This window comes from Agrobacterium sp. BT-220-3, assembly GCF_025910175.1.
GTDB lineage: Bacteria > Pseudomonadota > Alphaproteobacteria > Rhizobiales > Rhizobiaceae > Agrobacterium > Agrobacterium oryzihabitans.
The window spans coordinates 98,958-116,559 of record NZ_JAPAIX010000012.1 but is presented as its reverse complement, the minus strand read 5'-3'; the positions used below and the strand labels follow the sequence as shown (position 1 = coordinate 116,559).

Sequence of the window (17,602 nt, the reverse complement as noted above, 5' to 3'; positions counted from 1 at the left end):
AGTTCTGGAACGAGAACCACAGCGTCATCGCCAGGGGAACGATCATCCACACCAGCAATAACAGCACCGATGGCGCAAGCATCACCCGCGCAAGACCGCTCGTGTTTCGGGTTGCCATTACACTAACCTCCCCTTGGGCCTGCGCGTCACGACGCCCGGCATATCCGGAAGAACCGGCTCATTCTTGTTTTGATTTGAAAGGCATTAAAGCCGCATCGCGGCTTCCGGCCCGGAGAGTTCGCTGCCCGGCATTGGCGCCGGACAGCGATCTTCGGGAGGATTACTTGATGTAACCGGCGCGGGTCATTTCGCGCGTCGCTGTCGACTGGGCGCCCGCAAGCGCATCGTCAACGCTGGACTGACCGGCAACGACCGCCGAGAACAGCTGACCAACCGTGGTGCCGAGCGCCTGGAATTCAGGGATCGCCACGAACTGACCACCCGTATAAGGCACGGGCTTTACGGTCGGCTTGGTGATATCGGCAGCATCCATCGCGGCAAGCGTCGGCTTGGCGAAGGCGGCGGCCTTTTCATAATCGGCGTTCTTGTAAAGCGAGGTGCGGGTGCCCGGAGGCACGTTTGCCCAGCCTTCCTTGGAAGCGACGAGCGTGGTGTAATCCTTGCTGGTTGCCCAGGAGATGAACTTCTCAGCCGCATCGGCCTTCTTCGAGCTTTTCGGGATGGCAAGGTTCCACGACCACAGCCAGTTGCCGTGGTTCTTCAGTTCACCATGCGTCGGGAAGAGCGCGTAACCGACCTTGTCGGCAACCGTCGAGTCCTTCGGGTTTGATACGAAGGAGGCAGCCACCGTGGCGTCGATCCACATGCCGCATTTGCCCTGCTGGAACAGCGTCAGGTTTTCGTTGAAGCCGTTGGAGGACGCGCCCGACGGACCGGCATCCTTCATCAGGTCCACGTAAAACTGCAGCGAGCTCTTCCATTCCGGCTGATCGAACTGTGGCTTCCAGTTCTCATCGAACCAGCGGCCACCGAAGGAGTTGGTGAGCGCGCTGATGAAGGCCATGTTTTCGCCCCAGCCGGCCTTGCCACGCAGGCAGATGCCGTTGATATCGGCCTTGCGGTCGGTAATCTTGCGGGCGGCGTCGCCGATGAATTCCCAGGTCGGGTTTTCAGGCATCTTCAGGCCGGCTTTTTCAAACAGGTCCTTGCGATACATGATCATGGCGGATTCGCCGTAGAAGGGTGCCGCATAAAGCTTGCCTTCGGCGGAGAGACCACCACGGATCGCCGGCAGAATGTCATCCACGTCGTATTTGTCGCCAAGCTTTTCGAGCGGCAGCAGCCAGCCCTGCTTGGCCCAGATCGGCACTTCATAGTTGCCGATGGTCATGATGTCGTATTGGCCGCCATTGGTGGCGATATCGGTCGTCACACGCTCGCGCAGGACGTTTTCTTCAAGCGTGACCCATTCGACCTTGATGTCAGGGTTCTTTGCCGTGAAGTCGGAGGTCAGCCCCTGCATGCGGATCATGTCCCCGTTGTTCACGGTGGCGATGGTCAGCGTTTCAGCGGAAGCAAGGGTCGAAAAGGCGAGGGCCGAGCATGCGCCCAGCAAAATGGTCTTCAGTGTCATATCTTCCTCCCAGAAGAAAAATGATGAGCATTCGCTTTGCTCTGGGGCATTTACTCACCCGGAGACAAAAAAAGTCAAGCGACATCCTGTGCTGCGACGCACATGGAAAAATCAAGCCATTGATTTTATGTGATTAATTTTTGCTCAATGCGTGAGCAAAAATTCACTTGTCGCTTCGTCGGTAATGAGACCGTTCAACAGACCGCCTCTCAGTGCCGCCAGAATCGAGGCATTCTTGCGTGCGCCCTGCGCCATGCCGATGACCGTGCAGGTCTCCCGCGACGGGATGGGAACGGAAGCGACGCGCTCATTGACGGAATGCTCGAGAATGCGGCCATTGGCATCATACATCCAGCCGCAGATCTCACCGACGGCACCGCTTGCCATCAAGGCCTTCATTTCATCGACACCGAGAAAACCATCAACGCAGAGCGGCGCGTTTTCACCGAGTTCGCCGACACCGACGAAGGTGACGTTAGCAGCAGCGCCGAGCGCCAGCGTGGAGCGCACCATGGATTGGTCGTGCAACAGTTCCCGCTCTTCCGCCGAAGAGCAGAGAACCGGCAGCGGCATAGGGAAATGCCGCGCCTTGATGGCGTCGGCCATGCTGAAGATGACGTTATAATAGGCGGCCGATCCATCCGGCCCGATATTGCCCGTCAGTGAGACGATGCGGTGCTGCGGGCACTCCATTGGCGGCAACTGGTCCACTGCGGCTTTCAGCGTACGGCCGGTGCCGATGGCGAGCACGATGGGATCGGCGTTTTTCAGCCAGCGCTCGATCTCCGCTGCCCCGGCCTCGGCAATGCCGACAGTGGAGGAGACGCCGGCCGGATCGCTCGGCACCACCTCGATATATCTAAGGTCGAATTTTTCCTTGAGGCGTTCGGCCTTTTCGAGACAGGCGGCGATGGGATGATCGAGCCGGACCTTGATCAGCCGCTCGGCGACGGCGAGCGACACCAGCCGCTGCGCCGACTGCCGGGAAATGCCCATGGCGGCGGCGATTTCATCCTGCGTGCGGCCGGCGACATAATAAAGCCAGCCGGCACGGGCCGCATCGTCCAGCCGTCCATGTGCGTCGTTTCGTCTGGCCATGCCGCTGCCCTCTAGGAATTATGCTTGCGCATTTGCTGGCATTTTTTTGCGTCGGCTGTCAAACGACGGATGGGCGGAATGACGATACGGCGCGAAAATCGGCGGGTGAGGAACGGTGACTGACGGCTTATACGTCCGTGTCGCTATTTTTCCGTCATTCCGGCCTTGAGCCGGAATCCAGCCACGGCGCGTCTGCGCCGTGAGAAGAGCCTTTTGCGATCAAAGACTTGATCGCGCTGGACCCCGGATCAAGTCCGGGGTGACGGTGCGGGATTCATCGACCCCACCGACCAATCAAGCCGCTTCCTGCACCAGATGCCCCGCCGAAACCTCGCGGTAATGCCGCTGCGGCGGAATATAATCCACCGGCCGGATCGGGCTTTTGATCTCGTCCGTCGCCATGTTGCGCCGGATTTGCCGCCGCGCCGGATCCGGCACCGGAACGGCAGACATGAGCTTCCTCGTATAGGGATGCTGCGGATTGTCGAAAACCGCCGCGCGAGGCCCGATTTCGACGATCTCGCCGAGATACATCACCGCGACACGATGGCTGACGCGCTCCACCACTGCCATATCGTGCGAGATGAACAGGAAGGCGAGGTTGAGACTTTGCTGCAGGTCGAGCAACAGGTTGCAGACCTGCGCCTTGATGGACACATCGAGCGCAGACACTGCTTCATCGGCGACGATGACCTTGGGGTCGAGCATCAGCGAGCGGGCAATGGCGATACGCTGACGCTGGCCGCCGGAAAACTCATGCGGGAAACGCCGCATCATATCCGGGCTCAAGCCCACTTTTTCCATCAGATCCGCGGCCTTTTCACGCGCCTGCGGCTTCGTTCCCAGCCGGTGCTCGATGAACGGCTCCATGATCGCCGTACCAATGCTCATGCGCGGATCGAGCGAGGCGAAGGGGTCCTGGAAAATCATCTGCACGCTGCGGCGCATGGTGCGCAGCGTCGTCTTGTCGAGCTTCAGCACCTCGTAGCCATCGAGCGTCACATTGCCCGAGGTAGGCTCGATCAGCCGGGTGATCGACCGCCCCGTCGTGGATTTGCCACAACCGGATTCGCCGACCAGCGACAGCGTCTCGCCCTCGGCCAGATCGAAGGAGACCTTTTCCACCGCATGCACGGCGCCGGATTTGCGGCCGAAAAGGCCGGAACGGATATCGAAACGCGTGGTCAGGTCCTTCACGGAGAGAATGGGCGTGCGCGAACCGGAGACAGTGTCCTTCACATCCATCACCGGCATGCTCTCGCCGGTCTTGATATCGATGATCGGGAAACGGGCGGGCAGCACACGCTCTTTCATTGAACCGAGCTTCGGCACCGCCGACAGCAGGGCGCGCGTATAGGGATGGTTCCCGCGATGGAAGATATCGTCAGTGGTGCCGGTTTCCACCACATCGCCGCGGAACATGACGATGGTGCGATCGGACACTTCCGCCACCACGCCCATATCATGGGTGATGAACAGGACCGACATGCCCTCCTCTTCCTGCAATTGCTTGATAAGGTCGAGGATCTGGCCCTGAATGGTCACGTCGAGCGCCGTCGTCGGCTCGTCGGCGATCAGGAGCTTCGGTCTGGAGGCCAGCGCCATGGCAATCATCACGCGCTGGCGCATGCCGCCGGAAAACTGGTGCGGATAATCGTCGAAACGGTTCTTCGCATTGGGAATGCGGACCTTTTCCAGGAGGCGGATGACCTCTGCCTTCGCAGCGGATGAGGAAATATCCTGATGTACCGTCAGCGCCTCGGCGATCTGCTTGCCGATCGGGAAGATCGGGTTGAGGCTGGTCATCGGCTCCTGGAAGATCATCGAAATGTCCTTGCCGCGAACCTTGCGCATCTCCTCTTCCGGAAGAGCAAGCAGATTGCGCCCGCCAAGCATGACCTTGCCCTCGATGCGGCTGGTTTTCTTATCCAGAAGCCGCATGATCGACAGCGACGTCACGCTTTTGCCAGAGCCGCTTTCCCCGACGATCGCCACCGTCTCACGCGGCGCGATCTCGAAACTCATATTGCGGACCACGGATTTCCAGCCGCCATCGACGCGGAAGGATGTGGTCAGATTTTCAACCGAAAGAACCGGGCTTACCGAACCGCCGGTCTGTTCCATGGACGTTGCCGCCAAAAGCATGCCGATCTCCTGAAAAGCGAAAGGCGGCCATGAAGGCCGCCGGATGTCTTACGCAGCAAGCGCGGTTTCGGCCATCGAGACCCAGTAGCTGATGCCATAGGGCAAGGCGTCGTCGTTGAAGTCATAGGCAGCATTGTGAAGTCCGGCGGTATCGCCGTTGCCGATGAAGATGAAGGCGCCGGGGCGCGATTCCAGCATGTAGGAGAAATCCTCCGCGCCCATATGCGGGTTGGGATTGGTGTTGACGGCATTTGCACCGGCAACGCCCACCGCCACGCCGGTCGCGAATTCGGTCTCGTCATTATGGTTGAAAGTGACGGGATAACCGCGATCATATTTCACCTCGGCGGTCGCGCCATGCGCCATGGCGGTGGCGGTCGCCACTTCCTTCAGGCGCTTTTCGGCGAAATCACGGGTTTCCGGCAGCAGGGTGCGTACCGTGCCCGTCAGCGTCACCGAACCGGGAATGACATTGCCCGCGGTGCCGCCATGGGTGGTGGCGACGGTGACGACCAGCGATTTCAACGGGTCCGTCTCACGCGAGACGATGGATTGCAGGGCGATGATGATATAGGCCGAGGTCAGCACCGGATCGATGGAAAGATGCGGCGCGGCCGCATGGCTGCCCTTGCCGGTAATCGTGATCTCGAACGCATCCGCCGCCGCCATGGTCGAGCCCTTGCGGATGGCGAAATTGCCGACGGGAATGCCCGGCTCATTATGCATGCCATAGACCTGAGAAATGCCGAATTTCTCCATCATTCCGTCGTTCAGCATGGCAAGAGCCCCTGCCCCGCCTTCTTCGGCCGGCTGGAAGATGACCGCGACGGACCCTTTGAAATTGCGGGTCTCGGCGAGATATTGCGCTGCACCCAGAAGCATCGCCGTGTGCCCGTCATGGCCGCAGGAATGGGCTTTGCCCGGCACCTTGGAAGCCCATGGTTTGCCGCTGGTTTCAAGGATTGGCAAAGCGTCCATGTCGGAGCGGAAACCGATGGTCGGGCCGTCCCCGTGCCGCCCCTTGATGATGCCCACCACGCCGGTCTTGCCAATGCCGGTTTCGACGATGTCGCAGCCGAAGGCTTTGAGTTTCTCGGCCACGAATTTCGATGTTTCGAAGACATCGTAAAGCAGCTCCGGCGTCTCGTGCAGATGGCGCCTCCAGCCGGCAACTTCTTCCTGCATCTCGGCCACACGGTTCAATATCGGCATTCCCATTTTTCCTTTTTTTGTTCCCCGCCGGGTTGTCGGGAGCCATATTGCGTTTGGAATTTCTGCTTTTGCAAGTATGAATTTTGCTCCATGAGCGAAAAATAGGCCCAAAGTCGAATGGCACAAATTTTGTTCATCAATAAAAGTTTGGGGCTTGCTTTTCAAAAAAACTGACAATAGCATCATTGGGAATGGAGGATTATTCCTCAGCAAAGTCAAATACTTAGAACAAAAGACCTTGCTTATGGCGACAGGAAAAGCGTCAAACATTCAAATAGATAAAATCCAAAAAGGGGAAAACCACAATGAAGAAGCGCAGCGTTCTCTTTGCCAGCACGGTGGCGGCCATGGCTCTCGCAGGCTCTGCCGCCCATGCCGAGCGTGGCAGTGACGGCGAACTGAAAATCCTGTTCTGGCAGGCTGTATCGACACTCAATCCCTATCTTTCCGGTGGCACCAAGGAAATCTACAGCTCGTCCATGGTAATCGAGCCGCTGGCGCGCTACGACGAAAAGGGCGAGCTGGTGCCGATGCTGGTGAGCGAAATCCCGACGGTCGACAATGGCGGCGTCGCGAAGGATCTGCTCAGCATGACGTGGAAGTTGAAGCGCGACGTCAAATGGTCCGACGGCACGCCGCTTACCGCCGACGACGTCATCTTCACCTGGAAATATTGCACCGCACCGGATGGCGGCTGCGCGCAGGCGGCGCAATATGAAGGCGTGAAAAACGTCGAGGCCATCGACGCCCATACCGTCAAGGTCAGCTTCGCCGAACCGAAGCCCTACCCCTATTCCGCATTTGTCGGCGCGCAATCGCCGGTCATCCAGAAGAAGCAGTTTGAAAAATGCATCGGCGCTGCCGCACCCGGCTGCACATCCGCCAATTTCGGCCCCATCGGCACCGGCCCCTTCGTGGTCAAGGATTTCAAGCCGAACGACGTCATCAGCTACGTCGCCAACCCCAATTATCGTGATCCGGCCAAGCCGGCTTTCGCCACGGTGACCCTGAAGGGCGGCGGTGACGCGGCTTCCGCTGCGCGCGCCGTGCTGGAAACCGGTGAATTCGACTACGCCTGGAACATGCAGGTGGAGCCGGAAATTCTGGCTACCATGGTGGCCGCCGGCAAGGGCAAGCTGGAAACCGCCTTCGGCACGCAGGTCGAACGTATCAATCTCAACTGGTACAACGCCGATCCGTCGCTCGGCGACAAGCGCTCCACCAAGGAGGGCGGTCCTCATCCGGCCCTTTCAGACCCGGCCGTGCGCCGCGCACTCTCGCTCGCCATCGATCGCGATATCATCGATGAGACAGGTTATGGCGAGGCGGGCAAGCCGACCTGCAACATCGTGCCGGCCCCGGAGGCTGTCGCTTCGACGAAAAACGACAGCTGGTGCCTGAAGCAGGATGTGGAAGGTGCAAACAAGCTGCTTGATGATGCAGGCTGGGTGAAGGGCGCCGATGGCATCCGTGCCAAGAACGGCGTGAAACTGTCGTTCCTCTACCAGACCTCCACCAACTCCGTTCGCCAGGCGGCGCAGGAACTGGTGAAGGACATGTGGTCGCAGATTGGCGTCGCCTCCGAGCTGCGCAATGTCAGCGCCTCCGTCTTCTTCGGCGGCGACCCGGCAAGCCCGGATACCTTCCAGAAATTTTATGCCGACGTTGAAATGTACACCAACAATTTCGACGGCACCGACCCGGAAAAATATCTGGCTGAATGGCTGTGCGACAAGATCCCCGCCCCCGCAAACGGCTGGCAGGGCCAGAATATTCCGCGTTATTGCAACCCGGAATTCGACAAGCTGGTGGGCGTCCTCTCCAAGACGACAGATTTCGCCAAGCGTGGGGAAATCGCCAAGCAGCTGAACGACATGCTGACGGAAGAAGGCGCGCATATTCCGCTGATCCACCGTGGTAACGTTTCTTCGCATTCGCTGACGCTGGAAGGCGTTCGCATGAATGCCTGGGATTCGGAACTCTGGAACGTCGCGGACTGGTCCCGCAAGAAGTAACACGCAGATGCGCCGGCCTCTTCGAACGTGGAGGCCGGCCTTGCCCCTGGACCATGATCTGAAGACACATTTGCAGCGCCTTGGCGAAGAGGCTCCCGGTTTTCGCCATACCGCGCTCAAGGGTCTGGAGACTTCCCGATGTTTACATTTACGCTCCGGCGGCTTGCCTTTGCCGTACCGACGTTGCTCGTCATCAGCTTCGTCATCTTCGCCCTGCTCGATCTTGCGCCGAACGATCCGACCGGCGACCTGCCGCTCACCATTCCGCCCGAAGTGCGCGAGCAGATCCGCGCCTCGCTTGGCCTCGACCAGCCTTTCTTCATCCGTTACCTGATGTGGCTGCAGCAATTCTTCATCAACGAGCCGCTGAACCTTATTGAAAAACTCACCGGCTGGCAGATCGGCGATGGCAATCGCATGCGTGTGCTGTCCTGGGCAACGCGCAGCCCGGTGGTTGATCTCGTCATCCAGCGCATGCCGCAAACGCTCTGGGTGGTCGGCCTCGCCTATCTTTTCGGCGCGCTTCTGGCGATCCCGATCGGCGTCATTTCCGCCTACAAGCAATATTCGATCTTCGACCAGATCGGCACCTTCGTCTCGATGGTCGGTTATTCGGTTCCCACCTTCTTCACCGGCGTGCTGCTGGTCGTCATCTTCAGCTCGTATCTGCAATGGTTCCCTTCCGTCTATGACACCAACTTGCAGGTGACGGACTGGGGAAGCTTCGTGGCGCAGATCAAGCAGATGTTCCTGCCGGTTCTGGTGCTGACGCTCTACAATGTCTCGCAGATCAGCCGCTTCGTGCGCGCCTCGATGCTGGACAATCTGCATCAGGACTATGTGCGCACCGCACGTGCAAAGGGCGTGAAGGAAAAATCCGTTCTGCTCGTTCACGTGCTGCGCAACAGCCTCATCCCGGTCGTCACCGTCATCGCACTCGGCGTGCCGACGATCTTTTCAGGCGCCATCATTACCGAGCAGATCTTCCGCGTGAACGGGCTTGGCCAGTTGCTGATCACTGCCGTTCAGGGCGCGGATATTCCGCTGGTGCAGACACTGACCTTCATTTTCGCGGTGCTTATCGTGCTCTTCAACCTGATTGCCGACGTTCTGTACGGCATTCTCGACCCGAGGATCCGCTATGACTGACGCCACCATCGCAGCGCCGGCCGTCGCCGCCACGCCCGTGCAATCAGCACTTGCCGATATCTGGAAACAGTTTCGCGCCCACAAGGGCGGCGTGGCGGGCCTGTTCGTTTTCATCTTCATTCTGCTTGCGGTCTTTGTCGGCCCCTATATCCACACCGTCGCGCCAAACGCCATCAATGTGAGGGAGCGCAACCAGTGGCCGTCGCTGGCGCATCCCTTCGGCACCGACAATCTGGGCAAGGACATGCTGGCGCAGGTTCTGGCCGGCGGGCGCATCTCGCTTGCCGTCGGCATCACCGCCATGCTGCTGGCGCTGTTTCTCGGCACGCTGGTGGGGGTACTGTCTGGTTATTTCCGAAGGCTTGACGGGCCGCTGATGCGGCTCACTGACCTGTTCCTCGCCCTGCCGCTGCTGCCGCTGCTGCTCGTCATCCTGATGCTGTTTCGCGATACGCTGCGCGCGGCCTTCGGGCCGGAAACCGGCATCTTCATCCTCATCGTCTTCGTGATTGGGATAACCAGCTGGATGCATACGGCCCGTATCGTGCGCGGCGATGTGCTGACGATCAAAAGCCAGGAATTTATCATGGCGGCGAAATCGAGCGGCATGCGCGAATACCGCATCATCCTCAGGCATATATTGCCGAATGTGCTGAGTTCGATCATGGTCTCGGCCACGCTCGGCATTGCATCAGCCATCATCACGGAATCGGCGCTGTCCTTCCTCGGCCTCGGATTTCCGTCGGACTTTCCGACCTGGGGACGGCTGCTGTTCGACGGCGCCAACTTCCTGCAGCTGACGCCTTCGCGCGTCCTGTGGCCGGGACTGGCAATCTCACTGACGGTTCTGAGCGTCAACTATATCGGCGATGCCGTGCGCGATGCGCTGGATCCAAGGGCGCTGAAGAGCTGAGCACGCCCTCCCTCATCTCTGTGCCTGTCACAGAGATCCAGCCAGCCCAAGTCCTTGGGCTGAAAAGACTCCTCCCGTCGCGCAGACGCGCGTCGGCTGGATTCCTGTGACAAGCACAGGAATGAGGTGGCGGGGATGCATCGGCACGTAAAAACCGGCACGCACTGCTAGTGGTAATTCACCTTCTCCGCATCGAGGATGCTGTCGGCGTCCAGCGCGGCAATCGGAACGTCGCTGCGCGCCGGAATATCGCCGGAAAGCTGCAAGGCCAGATAGCGTCCGCAGCAGACCCGCAAAAAAGAGGTGAAGTTGCCGAGATCGTGCCCGGCATCGATCGATTCATTATAAAGCTTGGCGATGAGCTGCACGCTGTTCATGCCATCGCGGCGTGCAATCTCGTCCAGCGTGGTCCAGAAGAAGTTTTCAAGCCGCACACTCGTGACCATGCCGTCGATCCGCAAAGACCGGGTGTGGCTTTCCCAAAGTGCCGGGTCCGCCTTGATGAAAAGCTTGCACATGGTTTCCTCCCTCACCACGCTCCAAAAGATAGACGGGAAACAGGGCCGGTAAAAGCCCCGTTCCGCGCAGCTTATTTGCCAAGCACCGCCATGAACTGCGAAAGCCATGCCGGATGGGCGGGCCATGCGGGCGCCGTCACCAGCTTGCCGTCGGTCACCGCCGCGTCGATGGCGATATCGGCATAGGTGCCGCCCGCCAGTTCCACCTCGGGGCGGCAGGCCGGATAGGCCGAGCAGGTGCGGCCTTTGAGGACACCCGCAGCCGCCAGCAATTGCGCACCATGGCAGACGGCCGCCACCGGCTTGTCGGCCTCGAAAAAGTGCTTCACGGCGGCCAGCACATCCGCATTGAGCCGCAGATATTCCGGCGCGCGGCCGCCCGGAATGACCAGCGCATCGTAATCCGCAACCTTGATATCGGCAAAGGTGGCGTTGAGCGCGAAATTATGGCCGCGTTTTTCCGAATAGGTCTGGTCGCCCTCGAAATCATGGATGGCCGTTGCGATGGTCTGGCCCGCCTTCTTGCCGGGGCAGACGGCGTGCACCGTGTGACCGACAGCAGCCAAGGTCTGGAACGGTACCATGGTCTCATAATCCTCGGCGAAATCGCCGGTGATCATCAAAATCTTCTTCGGCATGTCTGCTCCTCCCGTTTTTTGAATGCCATGGGCACCGTAGCAGGGCGGGTGGAGATGCGGGTATTATGGCTATACTACACGGCCGATAAAGGCGGGGTCAGCGCGCTCGCGGCGGCTGCGGCCAGCGTCTCACACCGCCGCCCCAATCCTCGAAGACCTTGGAGAGCTTGAGCACGAACAAATCCTCATAACGCGGGCCGACGATCTGCAATCCGATGGGCATTCCGGATTTCGAGAAGCCGCAATTGATCGAGGATGCCGGCTGTTCCGACATGTTCCACGGGACGGTGAAGGCGATATGCTCGAAAGGCCGCTCGGGATCATTGGTGGGCGAGGCCCAGTCAGCCGGATAGGAGACGATGGGATTGACGGGTGAAATCACCGCATCAACCGACTGCATCAACCGCCCGCAACTCCTACGCATTTCCATGGTCTGATTGAAACCGAAAACGGCGCGCGCGCCGGAGACATCAGCGCCCTTTTCCGCCCATTCGTGAATATAGGGAAGGATCGCGGCACGTCGATCCGCGCTCAGCGCCACCATATCGCCCCAGAATTTCGCCCGCCAGAAATCGTCCAGCCCATCAAGCATTTCTCGCGTCAGCACCGGCTCGACGGGGATGACGATGGCGCCCGCCTCTTCGAACAGTTTGGCGGCGGAGAGCACGGCATCGCGCACCTCCTCGTCCAAAGGCAGGCCGCAGCCGGCATCCAGCATCAGACCTATCTTCAGGCCCTTCACATTAATGTCGAGGTCCATCCAGTTGATATCGTTGGGCGGCAGCGCGGTGCCATCACGCCAGTCCGGGCGAGAAAGTGTGGCCATCGCATAGGCGGCATCGACAACCGTGCGGGTCATCGGCCCGGCGCAGCGGCCGGTATAATAGGGATCGACGGGTATGCGGCCCTGGCTGGGCTTGAAGCCGAACAGGCCCGTCCATCCGGCCGGCAGGCGCACCGAGCCGCCAATATCCGTGCCGATATGCAGCGTGCCGTAACCCGCAGCACCGGCAGAGGCCGCACCGGCGCTGGAGCCGCCGGGGTTCTGTGTCGGGTCCCACGGGTTGCGGCTGAGCTTGTGGAAACTGGAAAGGCCTGACGATAACATGCCGTAATCCGGGCAGGTGGTCTTGGCGTAAAGGATCGCGCCGTCCTCGCGGCAGCGGGCGGCAACCGGCGCGTCTTCCAGAGCCGGCACCAGTTCCACCGCTTTGGTGCCGAGCGGAACCGGCTGGCCTTTGGTGGCGATCAGTTCCTTCAGCGAGACCGGAATCCCATCGAGCGCCCCGAGCGTTTCCCCTTTTTGCCAGCGCTCCGTCGAGGCCAGCGCCTGTTTGCGGGCATCCTCGGGATCATAGGCGTAAAGCGCGTTCACCGTGGGCTCGAATGCGTCGATGCGGGCCTCTACCGCCTGCCAATATTCCGATGGCGATAGCTTCTTTTGCCGGTAAAGCGCCAGCATTTCGAGCGTGTTGAGGTCTATGAGATCGGTCATCAGCGTCGTCTCGTCAGAAAAACAGATAATAGGGCGATATCGGCTAGAAGCGATCAGCTGGTATCGCGCGGGTCCAGCAGGTCGCGCAGGCCATCGCCGAGAAGATTGAGGCCGAAGACGGCAAGCGCAATCGCAAGGCCGGGCATGATGGCGAGCCATGGCGCTGTCCCAAGATAGGTCTGCGCATCGGCAAGCATCCGACCCCAGGTGGCGGCAGGCGGCGGCATGCCGAGACCGAGGAAGGAAAGCCCCGCTTCAGTAAGGATGGCAAGACCGAGCTGGATCGTCACCTGCACGATGATCTGGTTGGAAATATTCGGCAGGATATGAAACAGCGTGATCTTGGCGCGGTTCTGGCCGATGCTGGTGGCGGCGGTGACATATTCCCGCGACCATATCTGCAACGCCGCCCCCAGCGTCAGCCGGGCAAAGACCGGCACCATGAAGGTGGCGATGGCGATGATGGCGGTAAAACGACCAGTGCCGATGAAAGCGCCGAGCATCATGGCCGACAGGATCGGCGGCAGGGCGAAAATGATATCGCAGATGCGCATCACCACGGTTTCGGTGAAACCCCGCAGGGCCGCGACCGATACGCCGACGGCGGTGCCTATGAGAGCGCCGATGGCAACGGCGGCGATGGAGGTGGAAAGCGAGTTCCACGCCCCGGCCATCAGCATGGAGAGAACATCCCGGCCGAAATGATCCGTGCCAAGACCGCCATAGGCAAAGGGCGATTTCAGTTTCTGGGCGATCTGCATCTTGGTCGGCGAAACCGGCGTCCAGACCAGCGAGAGCAGCGCAACCGCGACAAGAAAGGTGGTGACGGCGATACCGACAACGAAAGCGGGGCGGCGGCGGATCAGTCGCATCATCGCGCACCTGCCCGCAGTCTCGGATCGATGAAGAGATAGGCGATATCGACCAGAAAATTCATGACGATGACCAGCGCCGAGAAGAACAGCACGACGGACTGCATGACGACGATATCCCGCTGGGTCAGCGCCTGATAGGCAAGGCGCCCGAGGCCCGGCAGATTGAAGACATTTTCCACCAGGACGGCCCCGGCGATGAGAAAGGTGAATTGCAGGCCGATCATGGTGACCACAGGGATCATCGCGTTCGGCACCGCATGCCGCCACAGCGCCACCCGCTCGCTCAGGCCCTTGGCGCGGGCGGTGCGCACAAAATCCTCGTTCATCACCTCCAGCACCGCCGAGCGGCAGACGCGGGTGAGAACACCCGCCTGCGACAGCGCAAGGGCAATGGCCGGAAGCATCAGCGCGATAAGCCCCGCCGAAAAACTCGGCTGCCAGCCGGGAAACCCGCCTGATGGCATCCAGCCGAGCGTCGTGGAAAAGATGATGATGAGCAGCAGCCCGACCCAGAAACCGGGCACGGCAATGCCGACATGGGAAAACAGCCCGGCTGCGAAATCCACCGGCCCGTTGCGGCTTCTCGCCGCCGCAACGCCGAGCGGAATGGCTATGGCCACCGAAAGGCAGACGGCCAGCAGCGCAAGCGGCAGGGTGACGGCAAGCCGCTCGACAATCAACCCCGCCACCGGCACGCCATAGGTATAGGATTGCCCGAGATCGCCATGAAACACGCCAGCGAGCCAGTGGAGATAACGCAATGGCAGCGGCTGATCTAGGCCCATCTGCTTCTGCAGCGCCGCGAGCGTATCGGGGCTCGCCGAGGTTCCAAGCATGATGGCCGCCGGATCGCCCGGCAGCAGGCCCATGACGACATAGATGATGAGGGAAACGGCAAACAGCGTGATGACGAGGCTTAAAAGACGCCGGATGAGGACGGCTAACATCTGGCATTCTTTCCTTGCTTTGTTTTGCAGTCGGATATCGTGGAGAGATTTGTTGTCATCCCCGCACACTCTTCCCTCATCCCCGTGCCTGTCACAGGGATCCAGCCGACGCGCGTCCGCGCGGCGGAGAGACTCCTTTTAGCCCAAGGACTTGGGCTGGCTGGATTCCTGTGACAAGCACAGGAATGAGGTGGATGGGGAAACTGCGCCCGACCCCTCACAACAAACCCTATTCTTCCCAGTGCACATCCGTCAGCACGTTCGAAGGAATGGGCTCGTTTTCCCACAGCCCCTTCACCTTCCTGTCCCACACACCAAGCTTTGGCATGACGAAAAGGTAAAGGGCCGGCACGTCGTCGGCGAGGATTTTCTGGGCCTCGCCATAGAGCTTTTCCTGCTCGGCCACATCCGCCGTCTTTTCGACGTTACCGACGATCTCGTTGAAGGCCGGGTTCTTGTAATTGAAGTAGTAGGGATCGCGCGCGTAGATATCGATATCCATCGGCTCGGCATGGGCAACGATGGTCATGTCGTAGTCAGCGCCCTTCAAGACATCCGCCACCCATTTCGCCGGAAATTCGGTGGTCTCGATGGTCATCGTGACGCCGATTTCGGCAAACATCGCCTGCAGGATCTGCGAGGTGCGCTGGGCATAGGCCATCTGCGGCGCCTTGATGGTGAAGCTGAACCCATCAGGATATCCCGCCTCGGCAAGCAGCGCCTTCGACTTGTCAATATCGAAGGGATGAACGCCTGTCGTGTCAATATAACCGCGATCGTTCGGGGTGTAGTGGCTGCCGATGGCCGTACCATAACCCGACCACGCGCCTTCGATCACCGTGCCGCGATCCACCGCCATCATCAGCGCCTGGCGCACGCGCTTGTCGTCGAAAGGCTTGCGGGCACTGTTCATGCCGGCCACGACCTTGAGTTCCGTATTGCCGACGAAGGTTCCAAGGCGCGCATCGCCGTCGAAGGACGTCATCAGTTCCGGCGCGCCGAATTCCGGGAAGGCATCGATGTCACCGGATTTCAGCGCGGCGGCCTGCGCCTGCGGATCGGAGACGAAACGGAACGTCGCCTTGTCAAGCTTTACCGCCACGGCCTTGTCCCAATAGGCCGCGTTCTTTTCCAATTCCACCTTGTCGCCCTTGGCCCAGCTCGCAAATTTGAACGGGCCTGTCCCGACCGGCGTGGTGCGGTTGTTTTCCGCGCTCTTCGGCGCGACCATGACGGAGGCTGGCCAGCCCAGCCAGTAGATCAGGCTGCCGGCCGGCTGCTTCAGTTTCAGCACCAGCGTCGCGGCATCGGGTGTCTCGATGCTGTCGATGGCGGCGAAGAAGCGTTTCTGCGGATTGACGGAGCTTTCGCCACGCGCCCGATCCAGCGAAAATTTCGCAACGGAGGAGTCGAAGGCCTCGCCGTCATGGAAGGTGACGTCCTGGCGCAGCTTGAATGTGTATGTCTTGCCATCGGGTGAAATTTCCCAGCGTTCCGCCAGCTGCGGCTTGACCTTGCCGTCTCCGTCGATGGTGACCAGACCTTCGAAGACGTTCTGCCAGGTGACCTGGCCGATGGCGACGGGGGCGGCGATGGTCGGATCGAGACCGGCCGGCTCGACGGCCATGCCAAGCGTCAGCGCGGTTTTCGGCGCGGCCTCGGCAACCGTTGCCGAAAGCGGCAGCCAGAGCGCCGTGCCCAATGTGAGGCCCAGCGCGGTACGGCGCGAAAGCGTTGCCGCCTGCGAAAGATAAGTGCGTGGCATCATTGTCCCCTGTCTGGCGGCCGGGGCATTTTTGCCCTCGGAAAGACCGCCCGTTGCAAAAAGAGTGTCATGTTGCAGGCGCACACACAATCTCGATTTTTGTGTGCTCCGTGTAGCTGAAATGGCTACACGGAAATGCGGATGGAAATCAACCTTCCGGGCGGAAAGACCAAACCATCCCGCTTACCCCGCCGTCGCCTCACGCATGAAGCGCTCGATAAAATCGGCAAGCTTGGATGCCGCGAAGGACAATTGCCTGTCGGGCGCAACGCAGAGATCGATCTGGGTGTGAATGCCCTTCTTGCCGGCAAGGGGAACGGCAACCATCTGGCCGCTGCGGATTTCACGCGCCACCGAAAGCGCCGGCAGCAACGTGGCGGCGGCGTGGCCCAGCACCAGCTCCTTCAGCATTTCCAGCGAGCTGGTGATGAAGACGGGATCAAGCTCGACGTCCGCATCCGCAAACAGCGTATCGAAGGCCTGACGTGCGGCAAAACTCTTGTCCGGCAGGGCGAGCGGCAGGCTGGCCAGTTCCTTCAGCGAAACTTCCGCCTGCGCGGCGAGCGCATGGCCGGCGGGAAAGATCGCGTCATAGCTGATGCGGGTGCGCGAGCGCACTTTCACACCGGATACCTTCGGGGCAAACAGGCTGACGACCAGATCCGCCTCCGCCGCGCCCAGCGCCTCCATCGCCTGGCGGGCGCTGGTGATATGCACCTCAAACCGCAGTTTCGGATATTTGAGGCTGAATTGCGCCAGCACCGGCGCCAGAAGGTTGGCCACCGTCGCGCCATTAGCGTAGACCGTGACCCGGCCGCGCTGAAGCCCCTTCAGATCGTCGATCAGCTGGTGCACATGGTCGAGTTCCCGCAACGTCTTGCCGGCGCGGGCGGCAAGCAGTTCCCCCGCAGCCGTCAACTTCACGCCCCGGCTGGAACGCTCAACCAGCGGCGAGCCGAAATAATATTCGAGGTTCTCGATCTGCCGGCTCACCGCCGTCGGTGCGAGATTCAGATTTTCCGCCGCGGCGCGCATGGAATTGGTGCGGACCAGTTCGTCGAAATACATCAATGCGCGCAATTGCATAGTCTGAATACCTTGTTTTGGCCGACACCGTCCGTCATGCCGGGCTTGACCCGGCATCCAGCGCCATCAAGTCTCTGACCGCGCAGACGCGCGGTCGCTGGATTCCGGCTCAAGGCCGGAATGACGGAAGATGTCATTTGGCCCAACTATAG

General features: G+C 60.3%; 14 protein-coding genes and 1 pseudogene. 3 read left to right on the top strand and 12 right to left on the bottom strand.

Annotated elements, in window-relative coordinates:
- From OK142_RS22000 to OK142_RS21980, 5 genes and pseudogenes are all read right to left on the bottom strand, one after another.
- Window positions 1–118 (bottom strand): annotated as a pseudogene (locus tag OK142_RS22000) (sugar ABC transporter permease); the annotation flags it as partial.
- Window positions 119–280: 162 nt separating this feature from the next.
- A complete protein-coding gene (locus OK142_RS21995) occupies window positions 281–1,594 on the bottom strand; it encodes an ABC transporter substrate-binding protein (RefSeq protein WP_003499050.1) in 1,314 nt (437 codons plus the stop codon).
- A 144-nt stretch (window positions 1,595–1,738) separates the two neighbouring features.
- A complete protein-coding gene (locus tag OK142_RS21990; RefSeq protein WP_498685167.1) occupies window positions 1,739–2,692 on the bottom strand; it encodes a sugar-binding transcriptional regulator in 954 nt (317 codons plus the stop codon).
- 294 nt (window positions 2,693–2,986) lie between these two features.
- The gene (locus tag OK142_RS21985) at window positions 2,987–4,837 is read right to left on the bottom strand and encodes an ABC transporter ATP-binding protein (RefSeq protein ID WP_498685166.1); all 1,851 of its coding nucleotides are present in this window, start codon (window positions 4,835–4,837) and stop codon (window positions 2,987–2,989) included.
- Between the two features lie 48 nt (window positions 4,838–4,885).
- Window positions 4,886–6,049, bottom strand: coding sequence for a M20 aminoacylase family protein (locus tag OK142_RS21980; RefSeq protein WP_082184907.1), 1,164 nt, complete (start codon window positions 6,047–6,049; stop codon window positions 4,886–4,888).
- A 305-nt stretch (window positions 6,050–6,354) separates the two neighbouring features.
- Between OK142_RS21980 and OK142_RS21975 the strand changes: the two genes are divergently transcribed.
- The 3 genes from OK142_RS21975 to OK142_RS21965 all read left to right on the top strand — a co-directional run bounded on the left by OK142_RS21975 (window position 6,355) and on the right by OK142_RS21965 (window position 10,126).
- The gene (locus OK142_RS21975; protein ID WP_498685162.1) at window positions 6,355–8,064 is read left to right on the top strand and encodes a peptide ABC transporter substrate-binding protein; all 1,710 of its coding nucleotides are present in this window, start codon (window positions 6,355–6,357) and stop codon (window positions 8,062–8,064) included.
- Window positions 8,065–8,202: 138 nt separating this feature from the next.
- Complete coding sequence (locus tag OK142_RS21970; RefSeq protein WP_082184909.1) at window positions 8,203–9,213, top strand: ABC transporter permease; 1,011 nt, start codon at window positions 8,203–8,205, stop codon at window positions 9,211–9,213.
- Entirely contained in the window at window positions 9,206–10,126 is a 921-nt protein-coding gene (locus tag OK142_RS21965; protein ID WP_082184910.1) for an ABC transporter permease, read from the top strand. The genes OK142_RS21970 and OK142_RS21965 overlap by 8 nt, the downstream gene beginning before the upstream one ends.
- A gap of 167 nt (window positions 10,127–10,293) precedes the next feature.
- Here OK142_RS21965 and OK142_RS21960 read toward each other — a convergent pair whose 3' ends face one another.
- The 7 genes from OK142_RS21960 to OK142_RS21930 all read right to left on the bottom strand — a co-directional run bounded on the left by OK142_RS21960 (window position 10,294) and on the right by OK142_RS21930 (window position 17,450).
- On the bottom strand, window positions 10,294–10,644 hold the full coding sequence (locus OK142_RS21960) for a ribbon-helix-helix domain-containing protein (RefSeq protein WP_035243147.1): 351 nt from the start codon (window positions 10,642–10,644) through the stop codon (window positions 10,294–10,296).
- 71 nt (window positions 10,645–10,715) lie between these two features.
- Window positions 10,716–11,282 carry a DJ-1/PfpI family protein gene (locus tag OK142_RS21955; protein WP_216332002.1) on the bottom strand — a complete coding sequence of 189 codons (567 nt, stop codon included), beginning with the start codon at window positions 11,280–11,282 and terminating at the stop codon, window positions 10,716–10,718.
- A gap of 97 nt (window positions 11,283–11,379) precedes the next feature.
- Window positions 11,380–12,777 carry an amidase gene (locus OK142_RS21950; RefSeq protein ID WP_498685159.1) on the bottom strand — a complete coding sequence of 466 codons (1,398 nt, stop codon included), beginning with the start codon at window positions 12,775–12,777 and terminating at the stop codon, window positions 11,380–11,382.
- A 53-nt stretch (window positions 12,778–12,830) separates the two neighbouring features.
- Complete coding sequence (locus OK142_RS21945; protein ID WP_164056850.1) at window positions 12,831–13,652, bottom strand: ABC transporter permease; 822 nt, start codon at window positions 13,650–13,652, stop codon at window positions 12,831–12,833.
- Complete coding sequence (locus tag OK142_RS21940; protein ID WP_498685157.1) at window positions 13,649–14,599, bottom strand: ABC transporter permease; 951 nt, start codon at window positions 14,597–14,599, stop codon at window positions 13,649–13,651. The genes OK142_RS21945 and OK142_RS21940 overlap by 4 nt, the downstream gene beginning before the upstream one ends.
- A 229-nt stretch (window positions 14,600–14,828) precedes the next feature.
- Window positions 14,829–16,364, bottom strand: a complete 1,536-nt coding sequence (locus OK142_RS21935; RefSeq protein ID WP_498685170.1) for an ABC transporter substrate-binding protein — start codon at window positions 16,362–16,364, stop codon at window positions 14,829–14,831.
- Between the two features lie 183 nt (window positions 16,365–16,547).
- Window positions 16,548–17,450 (bottom strand): LysR family transcriptional regulator, encoded by a 903-nt coding sequence (locus OK142_RS21930; RefSeq protein WP_498685156.1) that lies wholly within the window; start codon window positions 17,448–17,450, stop codon window positions 16,548–16,550.
- Window positions 17,451–17,602: the final 152 nt, after the last annotated feature.